This window comes from Pseudonocardia aurantiaca (genome assembly GCF_039526725.1).
Taxonomy (GTDB): domain Bacteria; phylum Actinomycetota; class Actinomycetes; order Mycobacteriales; family Pseudonocardiaceae; genus Pseudonocardia; species Pseudonocardia aurantiaca.
Map to the genome: position 1 here is coordinate 184,469 of NZ_BAAAJG010000012.1, position 22,888 is coordinate 207,356.

Annotated in this window: 19 protein-coding genes and 2 pseudogenes; 11 read left to right on the top strand and 10 right to left on the bottom strand. The window is 71.7% G+C overall.

Annotation, left to right across the window (positions count from 1 at the left end; all coding sequences use genetic code 11):
* Positions 1-3 precede the first annotated feature (3 nt).
* Together ABD143_RS20705 and ABD143_RS20710 are read right to left on the bottom strand one after the other, a co-directional pair.
* The gene (locus ABD143_RS20705; RefSeq protein WP_343980784.1) at positions 4-633 is read right to left on the bottom strand and encodes a VC0807 family protein; all 630 of its coding nucleotides are present in this window, start codon (positions 631-633) and stop codon (positions 4-6) included.
* Between the two features lie 8 nt (positions 634-641).
* Positions 642-2,009: a carotenoid oxygenase family protein gene (locus ABD143_RS20710; protein WP_343980787.1), complete on the bottom strand. Its 1,368-nt coding sequence runs from the start codon at positions 2,007-2,009 to the stop codon at positions 642-644.
* A gap of 98 nt (positions 2,010-2,107) precedes the next feature.
* Between ABD143_RS20710 and ABD143_RS20715 the strand changes: the two genes are divergently transcribed.
* Complete coding sequence (locus tag ABD143_RS20715; protein WP_343980791.1) at positions 2,108-2,668, top strand: PadR family transcriptional regulator; 561 nt, start codon at positions 2,108-2,110, stop codon at positions 2,666-2,668.
* Here ABD143_RS20715 and glgP read toward each other — a convergent pair.
* Positions 2,665-5,238: an alpha-glucan family phosphorylase gene (gene glgP / locus ABD143_RS20720; protein ID WP_343980793.1), complete on the bottom strand. Its 2,574-nt coding sequence runs from the start codon at positions 5,236-5,238 to the stop codon at positions 2,665-2,667. The genes ABD143_RS20715 and glgP overlap by 4 nt on opposite strands.
* Positions 5,239-5,516: 278 nt before the next feature.
* Between glgP and ABD143_RS20725 the strand changes: the two genes are divergently transcribed.
* Positions 5,517-7,496 carry an alpha-1,4-glucan--maltose-1-phosphate maltosyltransferase gene (locus ABD143_RS20725; protein ID WP_343980796.1) on the top strand — a complete coding sequence of 660 codons (1,980 nt, stop codon included), beginning with the start codon at positions 5,517-5,519 and terminating at the stop codon, positions 7,494-7,496.
* A 16-nt stretch (positions 7,497-7,512) separates the two neighbouring features.
* Here ABD143_RS20725 and ABD143_RS20730 read toward each other — a convergent pair whose 3' ends face one another.
* On the bottom strand, positions 7,513-8,124 hold the full coding sequence (locus tag ABD143_RS20730) for a hypothetical protein (protein WP_343980799.1): 612 nt from the start codon (positions 8,122-8,124) through the stop codon (positions 7,513-7,515).
* 111 nt (positions 8,125-8,235) lie between these two features.
* On the bottom strand, positions 8,236-9,210 hold the full coding sequence (locus ABD143_RS20735) for a pentapeptide repeat-containing protein (RefSeq protein ID WP_343980802.1): 975 nt from the start codon (positions 9,208-9,210) through the stop codon (positions 8,236-8,238).
* Between the two features lie 237 nt (positions 9,211-9,447).
* On the opposite strand from ABD143_RS20735, the gene treS reads away from it, so the two are divergent.
* The 5 genes and pseudogenes from treS to glgB form a co-directional block, all read left to right on the top strand.
* Complete coding sequence (gene treS / locus ABD143_RS20740) at positions 9,448-11,211, top strand: maltose alpha-D-glucosyltransferase (protein WP_343980804.1); 1,764 nt, start codon at positions 9,448-9,450, stop codon at positions 11,209-11,211.
* The gene (locus ABD143_RS20745) at positions 11,208-12,611 is read left to right on the top strand and encodes a maltokinase N-terminal cap-like domain-containing protein (RefSeq protein ID WP_343980807.1); all 1,404 of its coding nucleotides are present in this window, start codon (positions 11,208-11,210) and stop codon (positions 12,609-12,611) included. The genes treS and ABD143_RS20745 overlap by 4 nt, the downstream gene beginning before the upstream one ends.
* Positions 12,612-12,724: 113 nt before the next feature.
* Positions 12,725-13,327, top strand: coding sequence for an RNA polymerase sigma factor (locus ABD143_RS20750; RefSeq protein ID WP_343980810.1), 603 nt, complete (start codon positions 12,725-12,727; stop codon positions 13,325-13,327).
* A gap of 34 nt (positions 13,328-13,361) precedes the next feature.
* Positions 13,362-14,207: a hypothetical protein gene (locus ABD143_RS20755; protein WP_343980816.1), complete on the top strand. Its 846-nt coding sequence runs from the start codon at positions 13,362-13,364 to the stop codon at positions 14,205-14,207.
* Between the two features lie 256 nt (positions 14,208-14,463).
* Positions 14,464-16,653, top strand: a pseudogene (glgB, locus tag ABD143_RS20760) (1,4-alpha-glucan branching protein GlgB); the annotation flags it as partial.
* A 275-nt stretch (positions 16,654-16,928) separates the two neighbouring features.
* Here glgB and ABD143_RS38275 read toward each other — a convergent pair.
* Entirely contained in the window at positions 16,929-18,182 is a 1,254-nt protein-coding gene (locus tag ABD143_RS38275; RefSeq protein WP_379659890.1) for a glycosyltransferase family 87 protein, read from the bottom strand.
* A 318-nt stretch (positions 18,183-18,500) separates the two neighbouring features.
* Between ABD143_RS38275 and ABD143_RS20770 the strand changes: the two are divergent.
* Together ABD143_RS20770 and ABD143_RS20775 are read left to right on the top strand one after the other, a co-directional pair.
* A pseudogene (locus tag ABD143_RS20770) lies at positions 18,501-18,911 on the top strand (adenosine deaminase); the annotation flags it as partial.
* A gap of 203 nt (positions 18,912-19,114) precedes the next feature.
* Positions 19,115-19,759, top strand: a complete 645-nt coding sequence (locus tag ABD143_RS20775) for an adenosine deaminase family protein (RefSeq protein ID WP_343980819.1) — start codon at positions 19,115-19,117, stop codon at positions 19,757-19,759.
* A gap of 19 nt (positions 19,760-19,778) precedes the next feature.
* Here the strand turns inward: ABD143_RS20775 and ABD143_RS20780 are convergent, their stop codons facing one another.
* Positions 19,779-20,759 (bottom strand): tetratricopeptide repeat protein, encoded by a 981-nt coding sequence (locus ABD143_RS20780; protein WP_343980822.1) that lies wholly within the window; start codon positions 20,757-20,759, stop codon positions 19,779-19,781.
* Between the two features lie 46 nt (positions 20,760-20,805).
* Positions 20,806-20,943, bottom strand: a complete 138-nt coding sequence (locus ABD143_RS20785; RefSeq protein ID WP_343980825.1) for a hypothetical protein — start codon at positions 20,941-20,943, stop codon at positions 20,806-20,808.
* Positions 20,944-21,193: 250 nt separating this feature from the next.
* On the opposite strand from ABD143_RS20785, the gene ABD143_RS20790 reads away from it, so the two are divergent.
* Positions 21,194-21,487 carry a hypothetical protein gene (locus ABD143_RS20790; protein ID WP_343980828.1) on the top strand — a complete coding sequence of 98 codons (294 nt, stop codon included), beginning with the start codon at positions 21,194-21,196 and terminating at the stop codon, positions 21,485-21,487.
* Between the two features lie 66 nt (positions 21,488-21,553).
* On the opposite strand, the gene ABD143_RS20795 is transcribed toward ABD143_RS20790, so the two are convergent.
* Entirely contained in the window at positions 21,554-21,856 is a 303-nt protein-coding gene (locus ABD143_RS20795; RefSeq protein WP_343980831.1) for an MTH1187 family thiamine-binding protein, read from the bottom strand.
* Positions 21,857-22,020: 164 nt separating this feature from the next.
* Between ABD143_RS20795 and ABD143_RS20800 the strand changes: the two genes are divergently transcribed.
* Positions 22,021-22,524, top strand: coding sequence for a MarR family winged helix-turn-helix transcriptional regulator (locus ABD143_RS20800; protein WP_343980833.1), 504 nt, complete (start codon positions 22,021-22,023; stop codon positions 22,522-22,524).
* Positions 22,525-22,612: 88 nt separating this feature from the next.
* On the opposite strand, the gene ABD143_RS20805 is transcribed toward ABD143_RS20800, so the two are convergent.
* Positions 22,613-22,855: a hypothetical protein gene (locus ABD143_RS20805; protein ID WP_343980836.1), complete on the bottom strand. Its 243-nt coding sequence runs from the start codon at positions 22,853-22,855 to the stop codon at positions 22,613-22,615.
* Between the last annotated feature and the right edge of the window lie 33 nt (positions 22,856-22,888).

The window sequence follows — 22,888 nt, forward strand, 5'->3', positions numbered from 1 at the left end:
TCGTCACGAGGAGCTGAGTCGCCGGGTGGCCCGGCGGGCGTACCAGATGTTCCAGCCGATCAGCGCGCCGAAGGTCACGACGCTGAGCGCCTCGGAGACCCCGACCATCACGCTGATCGGGAGCGCGTAGATCAGCGGCACCCGCACCAACGCCTCGAGCAGCAGCCCGGCTCCCCAGACGGTGGAGCTGAGCCGGTGCGCGTGCCGCGCGCCGGGGTTGGTCCGGTACTGCTCGTCGATCTCAGCGGCGCGCTCCGGCTGGAAGCTCTTCGACGCCGCGAGCGTCAGCGGCCTGCCGACCAGGGACGTGGCGAGGAACACCAACCCGACGGCGCCCGTGATGATCGAGTTCTTGAGCAGCACGAACTCGGCGTCACCGGTGACCAGCGCGAGCAGCACGCCCAACCCGAACACGACGAGCATCACCGTCGCGAACGGGTTCAGCACGCGCTCCCGAACCATGCCCACGACGATCCGCACCCCGGCCAGCAGGGTCGCCGCGAGCAGAGCGGTCCAGTCACCGACACCCAGCAGGTGAAGACCGTAGTAGGCGACCAGCGGCAGTCCGACGTCCCAGGCGAGGCCGCGCAGCATGCCGGCAGCCCGGAACGGCGAGGACGACGACCTATCCATCGTTACGCTCATGCCCGTCCCACCTCGATGTCGTCGATCCACGAGCCGTGGAAGCCCGCAGGCACCCCCCGCGGCAGCGCCACCGCGGCGACGGGCGGACCCGCGACGTCGGTCGCGTCCAGCACCAGCAATTTCGAGGCGCTTCCGTCGCGCCGGGTGGTGATGGTGAGGAGCCAGCCGTCGTCCTCGGCGCGCCCCGCGACGCCCGACGGGACGAAAACCGCCTCGCCCGCGACGGTGGCTGTGCCCAGATCGTGCTCGGCGACGGATCCGTGCTCGGCGTCGAACTTGACCACGCCCGCGCGACCGCCCGAGTCTGCGACCGCGTAGCGGTAGCGCGCCGGTCGGCCGACCCGTGCGTCGTCGACGGTCGGGAACTCCACACCACGGTCGTGCAGCGGCGTCTCCGTCACTGCTCCGGTCGCCGGGTCGAGCACCCACCGGTGCAGCCGGGCGGCACCGGTCGCGGCGGCGTCGGCGGCGAGCCCGGCCGGGTCGTGGCCGAGCCCGTCCCACATGGCGACGGCGTCGGCGGCGGCGTAGCGGGCGGCGTCGAGCACCACCCGGCCTTGCGTGTCGGTGTGGGCGTTGCCGACGTGGAAGACGTAGGACGGGTCGACGTCGAACCAGCGGACCTCGCCGGGCCGGTCCAGGGGCATGACCCCGAGCCGGGCGCCGTAGGCGTCGTCCCAGCCGAACGGCATGCCGTTCGCGAGCCGGTCCATCGAGAAGGTTATCGGCAGGTCGAGGAACACCGCGTGCTGATCGGTGATCGCGAAGTCGTGCATCATCGTCGGTCCGGGCACCGCGATCTCGGCGCTGGTCACCAGCTCACCCTTCGCGGAGAGCCGGTGGTAGGTGAGGTACGGCGGCATGACCCCGTAACCGAAGAAGTGGAGCTCGCCGGTGACGGGGTCGCACTTCGGGTGCGCGGTCATCGCCGTCGTGAGGCGCCCGTCGAAGTCGCAGGGCCCGACCGTGGCGAGCTCCGGGGTCAGCACGTGCGGGAAGCTGCTCTCGACCAGGGCCATGATCTTCCCGGCATGCGCGATCACGTGGGTGTTCGCCACGCCGACGCTGCGGTCGACCGTGCCGTCCGGACGAATCATGGACCCGCCCTCGAGCGCGGCGGTGCGCACCCAGCGGTTGCGGTACCACTCCGCGCGCCCGGCCCGCAGCCGGATGCCGTGGACCATGCCGTGGCCGGCGAACCAGTGCGGCGACGGCTCCCCCGGCAACGGGTTGGGCCCGTTGCGCAGATAGCGCCCGGTCAGCTCGGGCGGCAGCGCGCCCTCGACCGGCAGCTCCCTCGCGTCGATCTCGTCAGGCACCGGAGCCAGGTGACCGGTGACGTGCAGTGGTGTGGTGGTGCTCATCTCTCTCCCCGTTCGTCGTTCGGATGAACCCGAGGATGCACCTTCCAAAACCAACATGTCAACTATGACATGTTGAGGTTGTCAGGTACGGTCGGGACATGTCATTGCCCCACGCGTTGCTGGGCCTGCTCGCGGTCCGGCCGCGCAGTGGTTACGAGCTCACGAAGGAGTTCGAGGGCTACCTCGGCCGCTACGCCTGGCAGGCCGGGCACACGAGCATCTACCCGGAGCTGGGCAAGCTCGCCGTGCGCGGGCTCGTCGAGGTGACCCACGAGGGTCCGCGCGGCAGCCGCACCTACGCCGTCACCCCCGCCGGGCGCGAGGAGCTGCGCGCGTGGCTGACCGCCCCGCCGAGCAGGAGCGGAAAGGTCCGCAACGAAGAGGTGCTGCGGATGTTCCTACTGTCCGCGCTCGACCCTCCGGACGCGCTGAGCGTGCTGCGCCGGATCGCCGACGAGGCCGCCGCCGGCTTGGCGGACCTGCGAGCGGTGCGTGAGGTCACCGGGCCGCCGGTGCCCGGCCCCGAGGGTTTCGGGATCCTCGCAGCCGAGTTCGGGCTGCGGCAGTACGAGGCCGTGCACGGCTGGGCGCTGTGGGCAATCGAACAGCTCGAACAGCACGCCGAACCGGCCGGTTCGGAGGCACCCGCCGAGAGCTAGGCAAGCACGACCTTGCCCAGCTCGGCGGGTGCGGCCAGCAGCGGGTGCGCGGGCAGCACCCGCACGGTGTAGCCCGTGAGGCCCGCGTGCGGGAGCTTCACCACCGACTCGAACCGGTCGCCCATCCCATCGGCCTCACCGACGTGCTCCATCGCGACGGTGACGGTGTCGGCCAGGTCGTCGCTCTCGCCGACCCGCCCCACCACAGCCTCGACGGTGACGTCCTCCGGGCTCAGCCCACCCAGCTGCACCGCGGCACGCACGGTCATCGGCGCCCCGACCTCAGGGGTGTCCGGCAGCCCTGACGCGTCCACCCCGGTGATCCGCAGCTGCGACCACGCGGCGTTGAGCCGCTGCCGGTAGGCCGCGAGCTCCTTCGCCGGGCCGAAGTCGTCGCCGCTGATCCGGGCGGCCGCCCTGGCGGCGGGCGCGTACCAGTCCTCGACGTACTCGCGCACCATGCGGGTGGCCTGCACCTGCGGGCGGAGCGTGGTGAGGGTGTGGCGCACCAGCTCCACCCAGCGGGATGGCACCCCGTCGGTGCGCTCGTAGAACGCCGGTGCCACCTGGGTGGCCAGCAGCTCGTAGAGCGCGTTGGCCTCCAGATCGTCGCGCTTGACCGGGTCCTCGATCCCGTCGGCGGTCGGGATGGCCCAGCCGTTGGCGCCGTCATACAGCTCGTCCCACCAGCCGTCGCGGATCGAGAGGTTGAGCCCGCCGTTGAGCGCGGACTTCATCCCCGACGTGCCGCACGCCTCCAGCGGGCGCAGCGGGTTGTTCAGCCACACGTCGCAGCCCCAGTAGAGGTAGCGGGCCATCGACATGTCGTAGTCGGGCAGGAAGACGATCCGATGACGCACGGCGGGGTCGTCGGCGAACCGGACGATCTCCTGGATGAGCGCCTTGCCGCCGTCGTCGGCGGGATGGCTCTTGCCCGCGACCACGAGCTGCACCGGACGGTGCGGGTCGAGCAGCAGGTCACGCAGCCGGTCCTGGTCGCGCAGCATCAGCGTGAGCCGCTTGTAGGTCGGCACGCGGCGCGCGAACCCGACGGTGAGCACCTCGGGGTCGAAGACGTGGTCGGTCCAGCTCAGCTCCGGCGTGGACGCGCCACGCTGCAGCCACGCCTCCCGCACCCGGCGGCGCACCTCGGCCACGAGGCGGGAGCGCAGGGCCCCGCGCAGCTCCCACAGCATCTCGTCGGAGACAGGCTCGCGGGGGCTGAGCGTGGCGCCGAAACCGGCGTCGCCGAGAAGCGCCGTGACCTCACGCGCCTCCCAGGTGGAGCCGTGCACGCCGTTGGTGACCGAGCCGATCGGCACCTCGCCCGCGTCGAAGCCCTCCCACAGCCGGCCGAACATGCCCCGCGACACCGCGCCGTGCAGTCGCGAGACACCGTTGGCTCGCTGGGCCAGGCGCAGCCCCATATGCGCCATGTTGAACATGTTGGGGTTGTCCTCGGCGCCGAGCGCGAGCACGCGGTCCATCGGCACACCAGGCAGCAGCACTGAGTCGATGCCCGCTTCGCTGTCGCTCCGCGGGGCAGCGAAGAAGTGCTGCACCATGTCCACGGGGAACCGGTCGATGCCGGCGGGCACCGGCGTGTGGGTGGTGAACACGGTGCCGGCCCGCACCGCGGCGACCGCCTCGTCGAAGCTCAGCCCGTTGCGCTCGCTCAGCTCGCGGATGCGCTCCAGCCCGAGGTAGCCGGCGTGTCCCTCGTTGGTGTGGAAAACCTCCGGCTCGGGGTGCCCGGTCACCGCGCAGAACGCCCTTACAGCCCGCACGCCGCCGATCCCGACGAGGATCTCCTGGACGATCCGGTGGGACTGGTCGCCGCCGTAGAGCCGGTCGGTGACGCTGCGTAGGTCGGGCTCGTTCTCCTCGATATCGGAGTCGAGAAGCAGGAGCGGAACGCGGCCGACGGCCGCCTGCCAGACGCGTGCCTTCAGCTTGCGCCCGCCCGGCATCGCCACCTCTACCAGCACCGGTGCGCCGCCTGCGTCGGTGAGGAGCTGCAGCGGGAGGCCCTGCGGGTCGAGCACCGGGTAGTGCTCGAGCTGCCAGCCGTCGAGCGAGAGGGACTGCCGGAAGTAACCGGACTGGTAGAGCAGCCCGACACCGATGAGCGGCACCCCGAGGTCGGACGCGGCCTTGAGGTGGTCGCCCGCCAGCACACCGAGGCCGCCCGAGTAGTTCGGCAGCACCTCGCTCACGCCGAACTCCATGGAGAAGTAGCCGACGGCGGCGGGCAGCGACGGGTCGTCCTCGCGCTCCATCTGGTACCAGCGCGGCTCGTCCAGGTACGTGGCGAGGTCGTCGGCCAGCTCACGGACCGTGACGACGGTGTCGGCGTCCTTCGCGAGCTCCTCGAACCGCGCCGAGCTGATCTCGCCCAGCAGCCGGACCGGGTCGTGCCCGGCCCGATCCCACGCGTCCCCGTCGAGCGTCGCGAACAGGTCCTGGGTGGGCGGGTGCCAGCTCCACCGCAGGTTTGTGGCGAGGGTCTGCAGCGGTGCCAGCCCGCTGGGCAGCTGAGCACGGACGGTGAACCGGCGAAGCGCTCTCACAAAACAGACCATCTCATATGCCGGACAGGGAGGTGCGCTTCCGTGACCGGTGCCCGCACTCGGGGCGAGCCGGCCGCGACACATCAGGGGACGAACTTTTCACAGGCCTGGAGATTCGCCCGGAATAGGGCAGGATCGGCCGCGGACGACTGCGGTGACGACGGGTTCCGACGCTTCGGTGACCATCGTGTGAACGGCGGCGACCCGTTCTGATCGAGGACCGAACGGGTAGGTAGTTTTGTGACTTCACTGACGCGCGTGCAGCTGGGGGTGTGCCGATGACCGGTCGGCTCGGGATCGATGACGTCACACCGACCGTGAGCGGTGGACGCCATCCGAGCAAGGCCGTCGTCGGCGAGGTCGTCCCGATCAGTGCCACGGTGTGGCGCGAGGGACACGACGCCGTGGCGGCCAACGTCGTGTGGCGCCGCATCGGCAGCCGCGGCATGGCCCACCACGTCCGGATGACGCCGACGGGCACCGGCACCGACCGGTTCACCGCCACCGTCGTGCCGGACGAGCCGGGCCTGTGGACGTTCCGGGTCGACGCCTGGAGCGACCCGTGGTCCACGTGGCGGCACACCGTCACCGTCAAGCTGGACGCCGGGCAGACCGCCGAGGAGCTGGCCAACGACCTGGAGGTCGGGGCCCGGCTGCTGCAACGCGTGGGCCGCCGCCCCGGCGAGCGCCCGCACCGCGACCTGCTCTTCGGCGCCGCCAACGCGCTTCGCGACACCGCGCTCCCGCTGCACGCGCGCGTCGCGCCTGCGCTGTTCCCGGCCGTCGAGAAGATCATGGCCGAGCGTCCCGTCCGGGAGCTCATCACGCGCGGGCGGCCGCAGCAGATCTACGTCGACCGCGAGCGCGCGCTCTACGGCTCGTGGTACGAGTTCTTCCCCCGCTCCACCGGCGGCCGCGACGAGAACGGCCGCGCGGTGCACGGCACGTTCGTCACGGCGGCGAAGGAGCTGGACCGCGTCGCGGCGATGGGCTTCGACGTGGTCTACCTGCCGCCGATCCACCCGGTCGGCATGGTGCACCGCAAAGGCCGCAACAACAGTGTGAACGCCGGGTCCGGCGACGTCGGCTCGCCGTGGGCGATCGGCTCGGCGGAGGGCGGCCACGACGCCATCGACCCGGAGCTCGGCACCCTCGAGGACTTCGACGCGTTCGTGCAGCGCACCCAGGACCTCGGCATGGAGGTGGCCCTGGACTTCGCGCTCCAGTGCGCCCCCGACCACCCCTGGGTGGCCGAGCACCCCGAGTGGTTCACCGTGCGCCCCGACGGCACCATCGCCTATGCGGAGAACCCGCCGAAGAAGTACCAGGACATCTACCCGATCAACTTCGACAACAACCCGGAGGGCATTTACGCCGAGTCGCTGCGGGTTGTACTCCATTGGGTGGAGCACGGGGTGCGGATCTTCCGGGTGGACAATCCGCACACCAAGCCGCCGAACTTCTGGCACTGGCTGATCTGGCAGGTGAAGTCCCGCTACCCGGACGTGCTGTTCCTCGCCGAGGCATTCACGCGGCCGGCGCGGCTGTTCGGGCTCGCGCGGCTCGGGTTCACCCAGTCCTACAGCTATTTCACCTGGCGCACCACGAAGGCCGAGCTCACCGAGTTCGCCCTGATGCACGCCGAGCGGTGCGACGAGGCCAGGCCGAACCTGTTCGTCAACACCCCCGACATCCTCCACGAGTCGCTGCAGACCGGCGGGCCGGGAATGTTCGCCATCCGCGCCACCCTGGCTGCGACGATGGGGCCGACGTGGGGCGTCTACTCCGGCTTCGAGCTGTTCGAGTCGGAGCCGGTCCGGCCGGGCAGCGAGGAGTACCTCAACTCCGAAAAGTACGAGCTGCGCCCCCGCGACTACGCACACGCGCTCAACGAGGGCCGTTCGCTGGAGCCTTACATCACCCGGCTCAACGAGATCCGTCGCGCGCATCCGGCGCTCCAGCAATTGCGCGACATTCACTTCCACGACGTCAACAACGACCAGATCATCGCGTATTCCAAGACCGATCCGGCCACCGGCGACACCGTGCTCGTGGTGTGCACGCTCGACTCGTACAACGCGCAGGAGGGCACCACCACCCTCGACATGCCCGCGCTCGGCGTCGACTGGAACGACGGCATCACCGTTCACGACGAGGTGAGCGGCGAGGTCTACCAGTGGGGCCAGTACAACTACGTGCGGCTGGAGCCCTGGAACCACGTGGCGCACATCTTCCGGGTTCGGCCGACGGCCGGCTGACCGTCGCGTCCGGCGGTCAGCGTGGTGAGTACAGCCAGGGTTCGCGCAGGTCGTAGTACCGCACGTCCTGCATGATCCGGTTCCCCTCGCGCAGCACCTCCGCCACCTCCGGCGGCGGTTCCTGCTGCTCGGTGATCCGCGCCTCCTCCTCGGAGACGAAGTAGACGACCCGCGTGAACGCGCCGTCCTCGCCGTCGTGGATGCAGGAGAGGATGCCCAGGAGGTCGGGGCGCAGGTCCGAGAACCGCTTGTCGAACACGCTCACCACCTCGCGGACCCGGGCGATGTCGTCCGTGCGGCCCTGGATGACCTGCACGAAGCCGGCCTGGTCGGACCCGCCGCCGCGCGCGACGTCCGCCTGGCTGCAGTTGTGGAACACCGTCTCGCCTGCGAACAGCTTGGACATCGCGGACCACCACTCGCCCTGCTGCGTCCGCCCGCTGTTGCGCTGCGCCGACTCGGCCGACTCGAACCGGGCGACGCCGACGAACGTGCCGTCCTCAGTGACTCCCGCCGTCGTGCCGAGCCAGCCCTCTGCGCCGGGAGCGAGCCGCTCCACCCAGTCGTCGAGGAGCTGCCGGACCTGCCGTGCGTCGGTGACCTGCCCCTGGAACACCTGTCCGAACACAGTCCTCTCCTTCCCGGAAGGGACGGCCCAGGGTCCTCCCTCACCGGGTGGGCGACCAGGCCTGCGAACGTGCCCGCACGGCGACGCCCGGTGAGGTGCGGTGTGCAGGGCTCAGTCGGCGAGCACGGGCTTGGCGACCGGAAGGCCCTTGAGCGTCACGCCAGGCGCCGCCACCAGGCCGCTGACCTCGACGTCCGCCGGCTCGCGCCAGCGTAGGTCCGCGAAGTCGGCGACGACGGCGCCGGTCAGGTCGACGGGGCCGTCGAACTGCACGTCCCGCAACGAGACGCCGGCGTCGAACCGGGCGCCGGCCAGTTCGAGCCGGCCGCGGAAGACGTCTCCGGTGAACATCGCCCGCCCGCAGAACTCGGTGCCTGCGAGCCGCGTGATGCCATAGAACGTCGCCCGCCGGACGAGCAGGCCGCCCACCCGCCTGCGCCGCAAATCGAGGTACTCGAGCGTCGCGCCTGTGAGATCGAGGTCATAGCGGGGCCCGTCGGTGCCGGCGGCCGGGAGGAGCTCCAGCAGCACCCGCTGGGCGGTCAGCCGGACCTGGCGCTCGCGGTCGTCGGCCGTCTCCTCCGCCGACAGCCTGCCGCGGGCGGGCTCGGCGAAGTCGTTGCGGTCGGGGTCGGCGCCCGACCGCTCGTACGCGTAGTGGAAGAACGGCCGCCGCAGGTAGGCGCACAGCACGTCGATCACCGTCTGGGTGTACGACGGGGTGCTCCTGGCCAGCCCGGCGAGCGCGTGCATCGCGCCCACCCGCACCTGGTCGGCGTCCTGACCGAGCATCTCCACCGCCTTCGCGAAGCGCTCGTTCGTGATCCGCCCGCCCTCCAGCCGCAGCCGCTCCTCCTCGACGGCCTGCCGGTCCTCCTCCACCCGGCGGCGGCGGTCGTTGAGCCACAGGGCGTAGAGCGCGACGAGCGACGCCCCGGCAAGCCCGCCCGTGCGCAGCCCCTCGGAGACCCCGGCACCCGGGTCTGCCGCGAGCACCCACGCGGAGATCCCGGCTGTCGCGCCGGTGGCGAGGACGAGCGTCCCGGTCAGCATCAGCGCCTGGCGGCGGCGTCCTGTCGGTGGCACGTGATCATCGTGCCGGACGTGCCAGGGAATACGACGACGCCGCCGTGCGTCCAACATGCCGACGCTGATCGGACCCCGAACGTGTGAAGCGCGGGAGGCACGTCCGACGGTTCTTGATCAGGTGCTCCGGCTACCCTCACGGTTACCGCCGTGCCTCGTCATGCGCCTGGGCCAGACGCCAGGTAAGACTGGTCCGTGCGCCCTCCGCCACTCCGCCCGGTAGGAACGCGATCCCCCATGTCGATCGACACCTCGGCCGCCGAGGCCCAGAACCCTGCGGGGCACCCCGCAGACGAACAGCTGCCCGAGAGCTCCTCCGACGACTTCGGCCATGCCAGGACCCTGGACGTCGACCACGACTGGTTCAAGCGGGCCGTCTTCTACGAGGTGCTCGTACGCGCGTTCTCCGACTCGAACCGCGACGGCACCGGGGATCTGCGCGGCCTCACCGAGAAGCTGGACTACCTCCAGTGGCTCGGTGTCGACTGCCTCTGGCTGCCGCCCTTCTACGACTCCCCCCTCCGCGACGGCGGCTACGACATCCGCGACTTCCGCGCGGTGCTCCCGGAGTTCGGCACGGTCGACGACTTCGTCGTGCTGCTCGACGAGGCCCACAAGCGCGGCATCCGCGTCATCACCGACCTCGTCATGAACCACACCTCCGACCAGCACTCCTGGTTCGAGGAGTCCCGCCGCAACCCGGAGGGGCCCTACGGCGACTTCTACGTCTGGGCGGACGACGACTCGGGCTACCCGGACGCGCGGATCATCTTCGTCGACACCGAGTCGTCGAACTGGACCTACGACCCGGTGCGCGGCCAGTTCTACTGGCACCGGTTCTTCTGCCACCAGCCGGACCTGAACTACGACAACCCTGCCGTGCAGGACGCGATGATCGAGGTCCTCAGGTTCTGGCTCGACCTCGGCATCGACGGCTTCCGCCTCGACGCCGTGCCGTACCTGTTCGAGCGTGAGGGCACGAACTGCGAGAACCTGCGGGAGTCGCACGAGTTCCTCAAGCGCTGCCGCAAGGTGATGGATGTCGAGTACCCCGGACGGGTCATGCTCGCCGAGGCCAACCAGTGGCCGTCCGACGTCGTGGAGTACTTCGGTGACCCCGACAGCGGCGGCGACGAGTGCCAGATGGCGTTCCACTTCCCGCTGATGCCACGCATCTTCATGGCGGTGCGCCGGGAGAACCGCTTCCCGATCTCGGAGATCCTGGCCCAGACCCCCGCCATCCCCTCGGGCGCCCAGTGGGGCATCTTCCTGCGCAACCACGACGAGCTGACGCTCGAGATGGTCACCGACGAAGAGCGCGACTACATGTACGCGGAGTACGCCAAGGACCCGCGGATGAAGGCCAACATCGGCATCCGCAGGCGGCTCGCCCCGCTCCTCGAGAACGACCGCAACCAGCTCGAGCTGTTCACGGCGCTGCTGCTGTCGCTGCCCGGTTCACCCGTTCTGTATTACGGTGATGAGATCGGTATGGGCGACAACATCTGGCTGGGCGACCGCGACGCCGTTCGCAGCCCCATGCAATGGACACCGGACCGCAACGCCGGTTTCTCCACGTCCGACCCCGGACGGATGTACCTGCCGATCATCATGGACCCCCTTTACGGCTACCAGGCGGTCAACGTCGAGGCGCAGGTCAACTCCACCACCTCGCTGCTGCACTGGAACCGGCACATGATCGAGGTCCGCAAGCGCCACCCCGCGTTCGGTCTCGGCGACTACAGCGAGCTCGGCGGCTCCAACCCGTCGGTCCTCGCGTACGTGCGGTCCTACGGCGATGACGTCGTGCTCTGTGTCAACAACATGTCGCGATTCCCGCAGCCGGTGGAGCTCGACCTCTCCGCGTGGCAGGGTCGCGCTCCCCACGAGTTGACCGGAGGTGTGCCGTTCCCGCGGATCGGGGAACTGCCCTACCTCCTCACCCTGCCCGGACACGGCTTCTACTGGTTCTCGATCACCCCCGCGGAGGAGTCTGGATGAGTTTGGACGAGGAGCTCCCCGCTCTGCTGCCCGACTGGCTGCCTAGGCAGCGCTGGTTCGGCGCGAAGGGCCGACCTGTCCGGTCCGTCGCCGTCACTTCCAGCACGCCGCTGGCGACGGAAGGGGAACCGCTCCTCGACCTGCTCATCGTCGCCGTCACCCTCGACGACGACTCGTCCGTCCAGCACTACCAGCTCGTGGTTGGGCGCCGTGAGCACCTACGCGGGGACCTGGAGCACGTCGTCATCGGCCAGGTGGGCGACCACCTGGCCTACGACGGGATGTGGGACTCCGCTGTCACCGACCGGCTCCTCGAGTACATCCGCGACGGGCGCACGTTCGGCGACCTCCGGTTCACGCCGGAGCCCGGAGCGCACATCGCCGAGAGCGGGCCGGGCCGGGTGCTCGGGGTGGAGCAGTCGAACACCTCGGTGTCGTGGCGCGACCAGTCGATCCTCAAGCTGTTCCGGCGTGTGCTGCCCGGCGTCAACCCCGACCTCGAGCTGCACCGGGCCCTGCGGTCGGTGGGGAGCAACGAGGTCGCCGCGCTGCAGGGCGCGATCGAGGGTGCGTTCGACGGCGCACCGGTCACGCTGGGGGTGCTTCAGGACTTCGCCGCCAACTCCGCCGACGGCTGGGCGATGGCGCTCGCGAGCGTGCGGGACCTGCTCGCCGAGGGCGACCTGCGCGCCGACGAGGTGGGCGGTGACTTCGCGGCGGAGGCCTCTCGCCTCGGCGAGACCATCGCCGTGGTGCACGCGGAGCTGAGGAGCGCTCTCGGAGAGAGCGAGGGCGACCCGCGCCTGCTCGCCCGCATGTGGCAGGAGCGGCTCACGTCCGCGACGGGCGCGGTACCGGCGCTGAGCCGCCACGAGCGCGCGATCCGGGCCGTCTACAGCGAGGTCGAGGCGATGACGGGCATGATCCCGACCCAGCGCGTCCACGGCGACCTGCACCTCGGCCAGACCCTGCGCACGCCCTACGGCTGGCTGGTGATCGACTTCGAGGGCGAGCCGGCCGCCCCGCTGGAGGAGCGCGTGCGGCCCGACTCCGCACTGCGCGACATCGCCGGCATGCTCCGCTCGTTCGACTACGCGGCGTTCCACCAGCTCTCCCAGTGGGAACCGTCCGGCGACTGGACCGACCCGGACCACGACTCGCAGATGACCTGGCGCGCGAACGAGTGGTCCGAGCGCAACCGCTCGGCGTTCTGCGACGGCTACACGCTGCGCGCCGGCGCCGACCCCCGCGACCAGGCCGTCCTCCTGCGCGCGTTCGAGCTGGACAAGGCCGTGTACGAGACGCTCTACGAGGCGCGCAACCGGCCGGGGTGGGCCCCGATCCCGCTGGCCTCCATCGCCCGGTTGACCGCCGAGGCGCAGACGGACGCCGGCGTCTGAGCCGTCCCCGCGTGTAACGGCCCGGCGCTCCGCGGCGCTGTGGGAGCGGACGGTCGGTGCGGCGCTCCCCCGTGCTCACGCCCCTCCGTCCCTCGACAGGACGTGGAGGACGAGTGCGCGCTGCCGCGGGCGAGGTGGTCCCGCCGCCGGCCGGCGCCGCCCTGGACGAGGCGCTGCGCGCTGCGTCCGGCGGCGACGAGGCCGGCTTCGTAGCCCTGTACCGCGATCTGCAACCACGGCTGTTGCGGTACGCCACGGCGCTGGTCGGGGCGGAGGCAGAGGACGTCACGGCCGAGACCTGGCTACAGGTGGCCAGGGACATGCGCGGCTTCCAGGGTGACCTCGACGGATTCCGGGGCTGGGTCAGCACGATCTGCCGCAACCGCGCGATGGACTGGGCGCGCACCCGGACGCGGCGTCCGGCCGACGTGACCGGGACGGACCTGCTCGCCGAGTACCCGGACCGCGACGACGCGTACGGCGAGGCTGTGGAGGGGATGGCGACCCAATGGGCGATGGCCCAGATCCTCGCCCTGCCCCGGACCGAGGCGGAGGCCGTCCTCCTGCGCGCGGTGGTCGGTCTCGACGCGACGACCGCGGGCAAGGTGCTCGGCAAGCGCCCCGGCACGGTACGGGTGGCCGCGCACCGCGGCCTCAAGAAGCTGGCTCAAACGATCAAGAACGACCGATGGACCGCAGGTGAGAAGCGTGGGTAACGGTTTGCGACGACGCGGCGCTGGACGGCACGAGATGCGCACCTCGACCCCGGACCGGTTGACCTCGGCCACCGCAGAGCAACTGCTCGACGGTGGCGCGGGTCCAGCCGGTCTCCACCAGCTCCTCGCCGCGGCCGCGGGCCCCGGCACGGCGGGCGAGCTGGCGGGCGAGGCGGCCGCGGTGGCCGCCTTCGTCGACGCGCCCCGCGCGTCCCCGCTCCCCAGCGCACCCCCCCGGAGACAGTCAATGCTCAGCACCGCCCTGTCCAAGATCCTCGCCGCGAAAGCGGTCGCCGCCGTGGTCCTGCTCGCCGGCGCGACCGGCGGCGTGGCGCTCGCCGCAACCGTGTCCGGCCCGCCGTCGGCCCCGCCGGCAGACCCGCCGGCAGCGACCCGCACGTCGACGCCCACACCTTCGGCAGCCGCCGAGGACCACCACGAGCCAGGAGCGCGAGGGCCTGCCGCCGACCAGCCGGACGCCACCGCGTCTGCCTCGCCCCAGCCGTCGCTCGCGGGTCTGTGCACCGCGTGGGCCGCAGGCGCCACCGACAACCCCGGCGCCGCCGCGGACAACCCGGCATTCGGCTCCCTCGTAAAGGCTGCGGGCTCGCCGGACAAGGTGCCCGGCTACTGCGCCGACCTGGCTGGCACCGACCAGCCCGCGCAGCCCAGCACTCCGCCGGGCCAGGACAGCGACCGCCCGCACGGCCGGTCCGCCGACGCGCAGGACGGCGCCACGCACCCCGGGGTTCCGCCCACCGCCGCTCCCGGCAACCCCGACCACCCCGCCGGGCCTCCCACGGACACCGCGAGGCGAGGCGGCGAAGTGCGCGACAACGGTACGCGTCCCGAGCCGGCCGACCAGGGCCGGAACGGCTGACAGGCACTCCAACAACCCCAGCCCCCGACCGGCCATCAGCCGGCCGTCGCGCCCCGGTACTCAGGTGGCGGCGACGGCATCCCGAACGGGTCCCGGCCCACCCCCCTCAGGGCCGGGACCCGTTCTTATGCGCGCACCGGCGAATCAGACACGATCGACCGACATCGGCACCTGATCGTTGTGCCCAGGGTCAGCGACCCGGGGCCTTGCGCAATAGGGTGCGCAGGTGGATCGCGAGGAGAACGGCACCCAGACGATCAGCGAGCGCGTCGACCCCTGCCCGCCCGATCTGCACGCGGTCGACCGGCTGCTGGGCGGAGCACATCACGACCCGCACTCCGTGCTGGGCGCGCACCCGCGCCCGGACGGCACCGTCGTCCGCGTGCTGCGCCCGCACGCGGACGGCGTGAACGTCGTCCGAGCGGGCGGCGAAGAGGTTCCGCTGGTCAGAGTGCACGACGCCGGCCTGTTCTCCGGCTTGGTGCCCGGTCCGCCCTCCGACTACCGCCTGGCGGTGCGCTACGGCGACCGCGTCGACCACGTCGACGACCCGTACCGGTGGCTGCCGACGCTCGGCGAGATCGACCTGCACCTGATCGGCGAGGGCCGCCACGAACGGCTGTGGGACGTCCTCGGGTCCCACGTCCGGACCTACGACACCCCCTCGGGGCCGGTCACCGGCACGAGCTTCGCCGTGTGGGCGCCGACCGCGCAGGGCGTGCGCGTCACCGGCGACTTCGACGGCTGGTCCGGCTGGGCGCACCCGATGCGGGTGCTGGGCAGCTCGGGCGTGTGGGAGCTGTTCGTGCCGGGCATCGAACCGGGCACGCGCTACAAGTTCCGCATCCTCGGCAAGGACGGGCGGTGGCGCGACAAGGCCGACCCGATGGCGTTCCGCACGGAGATCCCGCCCGCCACGGCGTCCGTCGTGGACGTCGCGCGGCACGAGTGGGGCGACGAGGTGTGGATGGCCGGGCGGGCGCTGCGGCAGGCGCACGCCGAGCCCATGAGCGTCTACGAGGTGCACCTGGGCTCGTGGCGCCAGGGGCTGGGGTACCGGGAGATCGCCGAGCAGCTCGTCGAGTACCTGGACGAGACCGGCTTCACGCACGTGGAGCTGCTGCCCGTGGCCGAGCACCCGTTCGGCGGGTCGTGGGGCTACCAGGTCACGTCCTACTACGCGCCCACGGCGCGGTTCGGCACCCCCGACGACTTCCGCTACTTCGTCGACCACCTGCACCAGCACGGCTACGGCGTCATCGTCGACTGGGTTCCCGCCCACTTCCCGCGTGACGAGTGGGCGCTCGCGAAGTTCGACGGCACCCCGCTCTACGAGCACGCCGACCCGCGCCGGGGCGAGCAGCCCGACTGGGGCACGCTCGTGTTCGACTTCGGGCGCACGGAGGTACGCAACTTCCTCGTCGCCAACGCCCTGTACTGGCTGGACGAGTTCCACATCGACGGCCTCCGGGTCGACGCCGTGGCGAGCATGCTCTACCTCGACTACTCCCGCCCTGAGGGCCAGTGGCTACCCAACGTGCACGGCGGCCGGGAGAACCTCGACGCCGTCGCGTTCCTGCAGGAGATGAACGCCACCGTCTACCGCAAGCACCCCGGGGTCGTCACGATCGCCGAGGAGTCCACGGCCTGGCCCGGCGTCACCCGCCCGACCCATCTCGGGGGCCTCGGCTTCGGGTTCAAGTGGAACATGGGGTGGATGCACGACACGCTCGACTACGCCGGGCGCGACCCCATCTACCGGGGCTACCACCACAACCAGATGACGTTCTCGCTGATGTACGCGTTCAGCGAGAACTTCGTGCTGCCGCTGTCGCACGACGAGGTGGTGCACGGCAAGGGCTCGCTGTGGACGCGGATGCCGGGCGACGCCTGGAACAAGGCGGCGAACCTGCGGGCGCTGCTCGCGTACATGTGGGCCCACCCCGGCAAGCAGCTGCTGTTCCAGGGTGGCGAGTTCGGCCAGGAGCGTGAGTGGTCGGAGGCCCGCTCGCTCGACTGGGACCTGCTCGACGAGCCGCTGCACGCGGGCGTGAAGGCGCTGGTCGGTGACCTGAACCGGACCTACCGCTCCCAGCCCGCCCTGTGGACGAAGGACTTCACGCCGGAGGGCTTCTCCTGGATCGACGCCAACGACGCGTCCGGCAACGTGCTGAGCTTCCTTCGCCATGGCCTCGACGCCGACGGCAAACCGACGGTTCTCGCGTGCGTCGCGAACTTCTCCGGGAGCCCGAAGCAGGACTACCGGGTCGGCCTGCCGTTCGCCGGGCGCTGGCGCGAGGTCCTCAACACCGACGCCGCGGCGTACGGCGGCTCCGGCGTCGGCAACCTGGGCGCCGTCGAGGCCGAGCAGCAGATGTGGCACGGGCGCCCGGCGTCCGCGGTGCTGCAGCTGCCCCCGGCTGGTGTGCTGTGGCTGGTGCCGGAGCCGTTCGAGGGCGCGGTGCGCCGCCGGTCGACCACATCGGCTGCCGTCCCTGCGGAGGTGGACCCGCTGCTCGCCGAAGCGGCCACGCGCCCGGAGGACGAGGTCGTCGACAGTGCCCCCGCGGCCCCGGTCACCGACGACGCTCCCGCCGTGGCGCTGCCGCAGCCCGACGTCGTCGAAATCATGCACGGCGACCCGGTGCTCGTGGACCCCGAGTTCGACGACGATCTGGCGGCGGTCGCGCCGATAGCCCCGGACGCGTCCGGGTCGGCGGCTCAGGCCTCCAACGAGGACGTGGTGTGGGAGGAGCCCGCGGTCGCGGCGCCACCTGGCGCCGAACGCCCCGCCACCTCCGCGACCGGCTCGCCAGGGGACCTCGAGTCCGGCGCCGACGACAGCAGCGCCACCCAGTAGCCGAGCAGGATCACGCAGTACAGCGACCGGGCGAGGCCGGCGCCGAGGCCTTCGGGCGGCCACTCCGCGTTCCATGACACCGGCACGACGGCCACCGCGAGCGCCACCGCGGTGACGGCGCCCCGGCCCAGCACGGCCAGCACGAGCACACCTGGCCACAGCAGCATCAGGTAGTTGTGCCAGGCGATCGGGGAGAACAGCAGCCCGGCCGCGAGCACGGCCCACGGTGCAGTTCCGGCCGGATCGATCCGGTCGCGGTTGCGGCCCATCCAGACGAGAGTGCCGACGAGCACCGCGGCCCCGAGCAGCATGCCGACGACCGACGGGACCCCGAAACGCACGGCGAGCCCGGGCAGCGAGGCGTTGTCCACGGTGTCCGGTACCGGCTCGGTGACCGCGATGCGAAGCCACTCGAACCCGCTCGACGGGCCCGCGACGAGCACGCCGAGCAGCGTGGCGCCGGCCGCGGACAGCAGGCCGGCCCGCATGGGCACCCAGCGGCGCTGCACCGCGGGAAGCAGCAGCAGCGGCGCGAGCGACGGCTTGAGTGCCACCGTGACCCCGTACAGCACGGCCGCGAGCACCGGATGGCCGCGCCGCTCCGCGATCCAGCCGGCCGCCAGCCCCACCAGAAGCAGCGGGTAGATCTGGCCGAGCACGAGCGTGCCGTGCAGCGGGGAGGACGCGAGCACGGCGAGCGTGGCGAGCGCCGTCGCGGTGCGGGAGAGCCGCAGCTCGCGGGCCACGGCCAGCACCGAGGCGACCACGAGCAGCAGTGTCAGCACCGCGAAGACCCGGTACGCGGTGAGCGCGTCGAGCCAGGCGAACGGCACGAGCAGCACCGTCAGCAGCGGCGGGTTGAGATTCGTGAGCTTCGCCGGGGTGTCGTAGATGTCGGCGCCCTGCGTGAGTGCCACGGCAGAGTGCCAGAACGTGTCGAAGTCGACGTGCAGCTCGCGCATGTCGGTGGACGGCAGCAGCGTGACCAGCGCATCCGGGTGCCGGACGTGCAGCACGACGGTCGCGACGACCGACGCCAGCACAAGTAGCCCGGCCACCGCCCAGCGCGCGAGCGTGGGGCCCCGCCCGGGCCCGCCCGAGACGGGCCGGGTCACTTCCTCCAGCGCACACACGGGGCTTGACGTTATCCCGCCCCGCTGAGTTCGGCCGAACCGCTCCCCCGCGCAGCGGCGTCAGGTCATGATGACGCGGTGACGGTCCCCTCCCGCCGGCGGTTCGCCCGTGCCGGCCTGAGCGGGGTGATCGCTTGACCGCGGACGGGTGGCCGAGCAGGGTGGGGGCCGTGGACCTCCGCCGTGCCGAGCTGCTGCGGTGGCCGCTGTACGGCCAGTGCTACGACCGGGGCGACGCCGACTGGTGAATGCGGGCGCTGGACCCGCCCTTGCACGGTCGTCCCCGGAGGTCTCCGACCCATGTCCCCGTCCGCCGTGTCCCCGTCCGCCGTGTCCCCGTCCAGCGTGACGGCGTTCGTCGCCGCACTGCCCAAGGTCGAGCTGCACCTGCACCTCGTCGGCTCCGCCTCGCTCGACACCGTCCTCACGCTCGCCCGCCGCCACGCCGGTGGAGACCGCCAGGCCGGAGACGGGGTGCCGACCGACCGCGAGGACCTGGGCCGGTTCTACGCGTTCACCGACTTCCCGCACTTCCTTGAGGTCTACCGGCAGGTGAACCTGCTCGTCACCACCGGCGCCGATGTCGTGACGCTCCTCGACGGGCTCGCCGCCGAGCTGGCCGCCCGCACGGTCCGGTACGCGGAGGTACAGGTCACGCCCGTCCGCAACCGCATGTCGGGGATCGGCTACGCCGACCTCGCCGCCGCCCTCGCCGACGGGCGGATTCTAAAGGAGCGCCCTGAACAACTCGGCCCTACTGCGCGACGCCCAGGCAGGCACCTCGCGGCGTTGGACGATCGGACCGATACAACAGCGGTATCGGCCCGATCCTCCGCCTTGCGATGCACCCACCTGGACGCCGCTCGCTACGGGCGGAGTTATTCAGGACCCTCCTTGCCCGCGAGCACCACGGGGTGGAGCTGGGCTGGGTGTTCGACGCCGACGCCGCACTCGGGCCCGCGGGCGCCCAGGAGACCGTCGACTTCGCGGTCGGCCACCGCCCCGAGGGCACGGTCGGCATCGGGCTCGGCGGCCCGGAGCGCGGGATCCGCCGCGCCGACTTCGCCCGCGCCTTCCGGCGTGCGGTGGCCGAGGGTCTGCACAGCGTGCCGCACCCGGGCGAGACGGTAGGGCCGGACGAGGTCTGGGCCGCTGTCACCGAGCTCGGCGCCGAGAGAATCGGGCACGGCATCGGCGCCGCGGCCGACGCAGCGCTGATGGAGCACCTCGCGGCCCACGGCATCACGCTCGAGGTCTGCCCGATGTCGAACGTGCGCACCGCGGCGGCGTCGTCGCTGGCCGAACATCCGCTGCCGGTGCTGCTGGCCGCGGGGGTGCAGGTGACGCTGGCGACCGATGACCCCGGCATGTTCCACACCGACCTGAACACCGAGTACCAGATCTGCCACGACGTGTTCGGCCAGGGGATCCCCGAGCTGGCCGAGATCGCCCGCACCGGGGCGCGGGCGGCGTTCTGCGCACCGGAGCTGCGCGACCGGACTCTCGCCGAGATCGATGCCGTCGCCGCAGCTCACGGCGCCGCGGCGAGGCAGGAATGAAGGCGGGCGGGATGCGGTCCTAGAACAGGGCGCGGGCGAGTGCGCGGCGAGCGGCGCTCACGCGCGCGTCGTCGGCCGGGAACAGCTCGAACAGGCCGACCAGGTGCTCACGAACGCGGTCGCGGTCCTCGTCGGACGTCCGCGCCACGGTCTTCACCAGCCGGTCGAACGCCGCCTCCACGTTGTCGCCGGCGAGCTCGGCGTCGGCCGCGGCGAGCTGGGCGTCCACGTCGTCCGGGGCCGCGTCGGCCCGCGCGATCGCCGAGGGGTCGGCGCTCTCCGCCCTGGCGAGGAAGCGCACCTGCGACAGCGCGGCCGCCGCCTGCTCGTTGGTCGGCTCCTCCGCCAGGATCTGCTGGTACGCCTCCTCCGCCGCGGCGTAGTCGCCGCGTTCGAGGGCGTCCTCCGCCGCGGTGAAGCGCGGGTCCTCCGGATCCTCGACGGGCTCGGCGTCCGGCGCGCCACCCGCCTCGGCCTCCGCGATCGCGGGCATCCGGTCGCGAAGCGCGTCGAGGAGCGCGCTGATCCACTGCCGGACCTGCGGCTCCGGGAGCGCCCCGTTGAACGCGTCGACCGGCTGGCCCCCGACGACGGCCACCACCATCGGGATGGACTGCACGCCGAAGGCCTGCGCGATGCGCGGGTTGGCGTCGACGTCGACCTTGGCGAGCACCCAGGCGCCGTTAGCGGCCGCGGCGAGCCGCTCCAGCACGGGCGAGAGCTGCTTGCACGGCCCGCACCAGGTGGCCCAGAGGTCGACGACCACCGGCACCTCGAGCGAGCGCTCGAGCACGTCCGCCTGGAAGGACTGCTCGGTGACGTCGACGACGAACGGGCTCCCTGTATCACCGCCGTCCGACTGCTGTGGCGCCGCCTGCTGGCGGGCGGCGGCGTCCGAGCGGGCCTTCAGCGCGGAGAGGTCGACCGCACCGGCCAACGTGCGCGACAGTGCGGCTGTCTGGGCCGCCTGACGAGGATCGGGTCGGGACACGGTGCTCATCCTGCCACCGGATGCCCCGTGCGTCCGCTTCGCCCACGGCTCGCGTTCAGCCCGCCTGCACGAGCGGCTGCAGCCCGATCGGGTTGGCCGCGAGGAAGGCGTCGCCGGCGAGGATCGCGTCGACAACCGGCCTCGGCCGGGTCGAGGCCCGCCGTGAGCAAGGCCGCGACGTGCCCGTCACCATGCCGTGAACAGTAGGACGCCCGGCGATCTGCCGGAAAGGTCAGCCGATCCGGTCGACTTCTCGCGCTTCCGATTACCGCCAGTCGTGCACGGAGCCCGATTCGCCGGGTGCGGAGCGCAATCGGTCACCGGACCGGCGGAGCACCAGACGACCGAGCCAATCGTTGATTATTCGTGAGTGACCGGACGGTCGCTCTGCGTAGACATCGGCCCAGCCGCGATTCGCGGCTTCCCCTCTCGAAGGAACTTGCATGAGCACGGAGAACACCATCGCCGAACGCCTGCTCGAGGACGCCCGCAAGAGGACCGCCAAGAACGAGAGCCCGACGCTGGGCAAGGCGGCCCTCATCGTGGGCGGCATCGCGCTGCTCGTCAGCTGGATCTCGATCCTCGGCTGGATTTTCGGCGCCATTGCCATCGGCCTGGGCGCGACCGCCGTGCGCCGTCCGGTGTCGGCGAGGCAGGCCAAGATCGCCATGGCGCTGGGCGGCGCGGCCGTCCTGATCGGCGTCTTCTTCTACACCCTGAACGTCGCGATGCGCTGACGCTCCCGCCGAGCGTCTTTCCCGCGACCGGGCCGCACCTCGCGGCGCGGCCCGGTCGGATGGCTGTCATTCCTCGCCGAGCACCGACTCGACCCGGTCGACCTTCGACTGCATCTGTCCGCTGTAGCCGGGCCGGATGTCGGCCTTGAGCACCAGGCTGACCCGGGGCGCGCGCGCCTGCACGGCCTCGACCGCCCGCTTGATCACGTCCATCCCTTCGTCCCAGGTCTCGGACTCGATCGTGGTGAACATCGACGTGGTCTCGTTGGGAAGCCCGGACTCGCGGACGACCCGGACGGCGTCCGCCACGATGTCGCTCACGCTGTCGGTGGCGAGTCCGGCAGGGGCGATGCTGAAGGCGAAGAGCATGACAGCAGCCTGCCCCAGCGCCGTCCCGCCCCGCGACCCCCTGATCAACCCGACCGGACCCGGACCCGAGCCGGCCGGAACCGGGCGCCGCTCGCAACCCCGGCGGCCCACCCCGACAGCCGCGAAACCAACGGAGGCGCCCACCTTTGCTAGCGTCGCCGGTCATGGCCAGTCGGGAGCCGCTACCGTTCGACCCGATCCTGCGCGCCGCGGTGCTTTGGGAGGAGCGGATCGGCCCCGCGCGCACGATGGCCGCGGTGACCAGCGTGATGCGTGTGCAGCAGATCCTCCTCTCAGCAGTGGACGGCGCCCTCCGGCCGCACGGCCTCACGTTCGCGCGGTACGAAGCGCTGGTGCTCCTCACCTTCTCCCGCACGGGCAAGCTGCCGATGCGTGTGATGGGCGAACGACTTCAGCTCCACCCGACCAGCGTGACCAACATCGTCGACCGGTTACAGGCCGACGGTCTCGTGCGTCGCATCCCGCACCCGACCGACCGGCGGGCCACGCTGGTGGAGATCACCGAGCGCGGTTCTGCCCTCCTCGAGGACGCCACGAAGTCGGTGACGGCCATCGACTTCGGCATGAGCGGCCTCAGCGTGGAGCAGGAGTCGCAGCTCACCGAGCTGCTCGGAAAGGTGCGGCGGGCAGCGGGCGACTTCACCTGAAACCGGGCGCCGCCACGGCGGCGCCGCCCCAGGAGCGCACTCCAACCGCTGACGTCACCCGTGGCCGACGCCGCTCCACGTGCTGCGCTCATTCGAGCGAGCCGTCGGGCGGCGTGCCGTGGCCACGGTCGCCGGGTGGTCGGGGACGGCGCGCGGCGCTGCCCGGCCACGCCCGCATCGTGCGGCCGCGCTCGGCCCGGCGCGCCCGCCTGGCCCGCCGGATCCTGCGCCGCTCCCCGCCACCGGCCACCCGCCGCGCAGTGCAATAGCCGGTGACCGCCCCGCCCGCTGAACCGGCCAGCGCGCTCACCGAACACGTCATGAGATCCATGCCCCGCCCTCCATAATCATCACTGTTGACGCC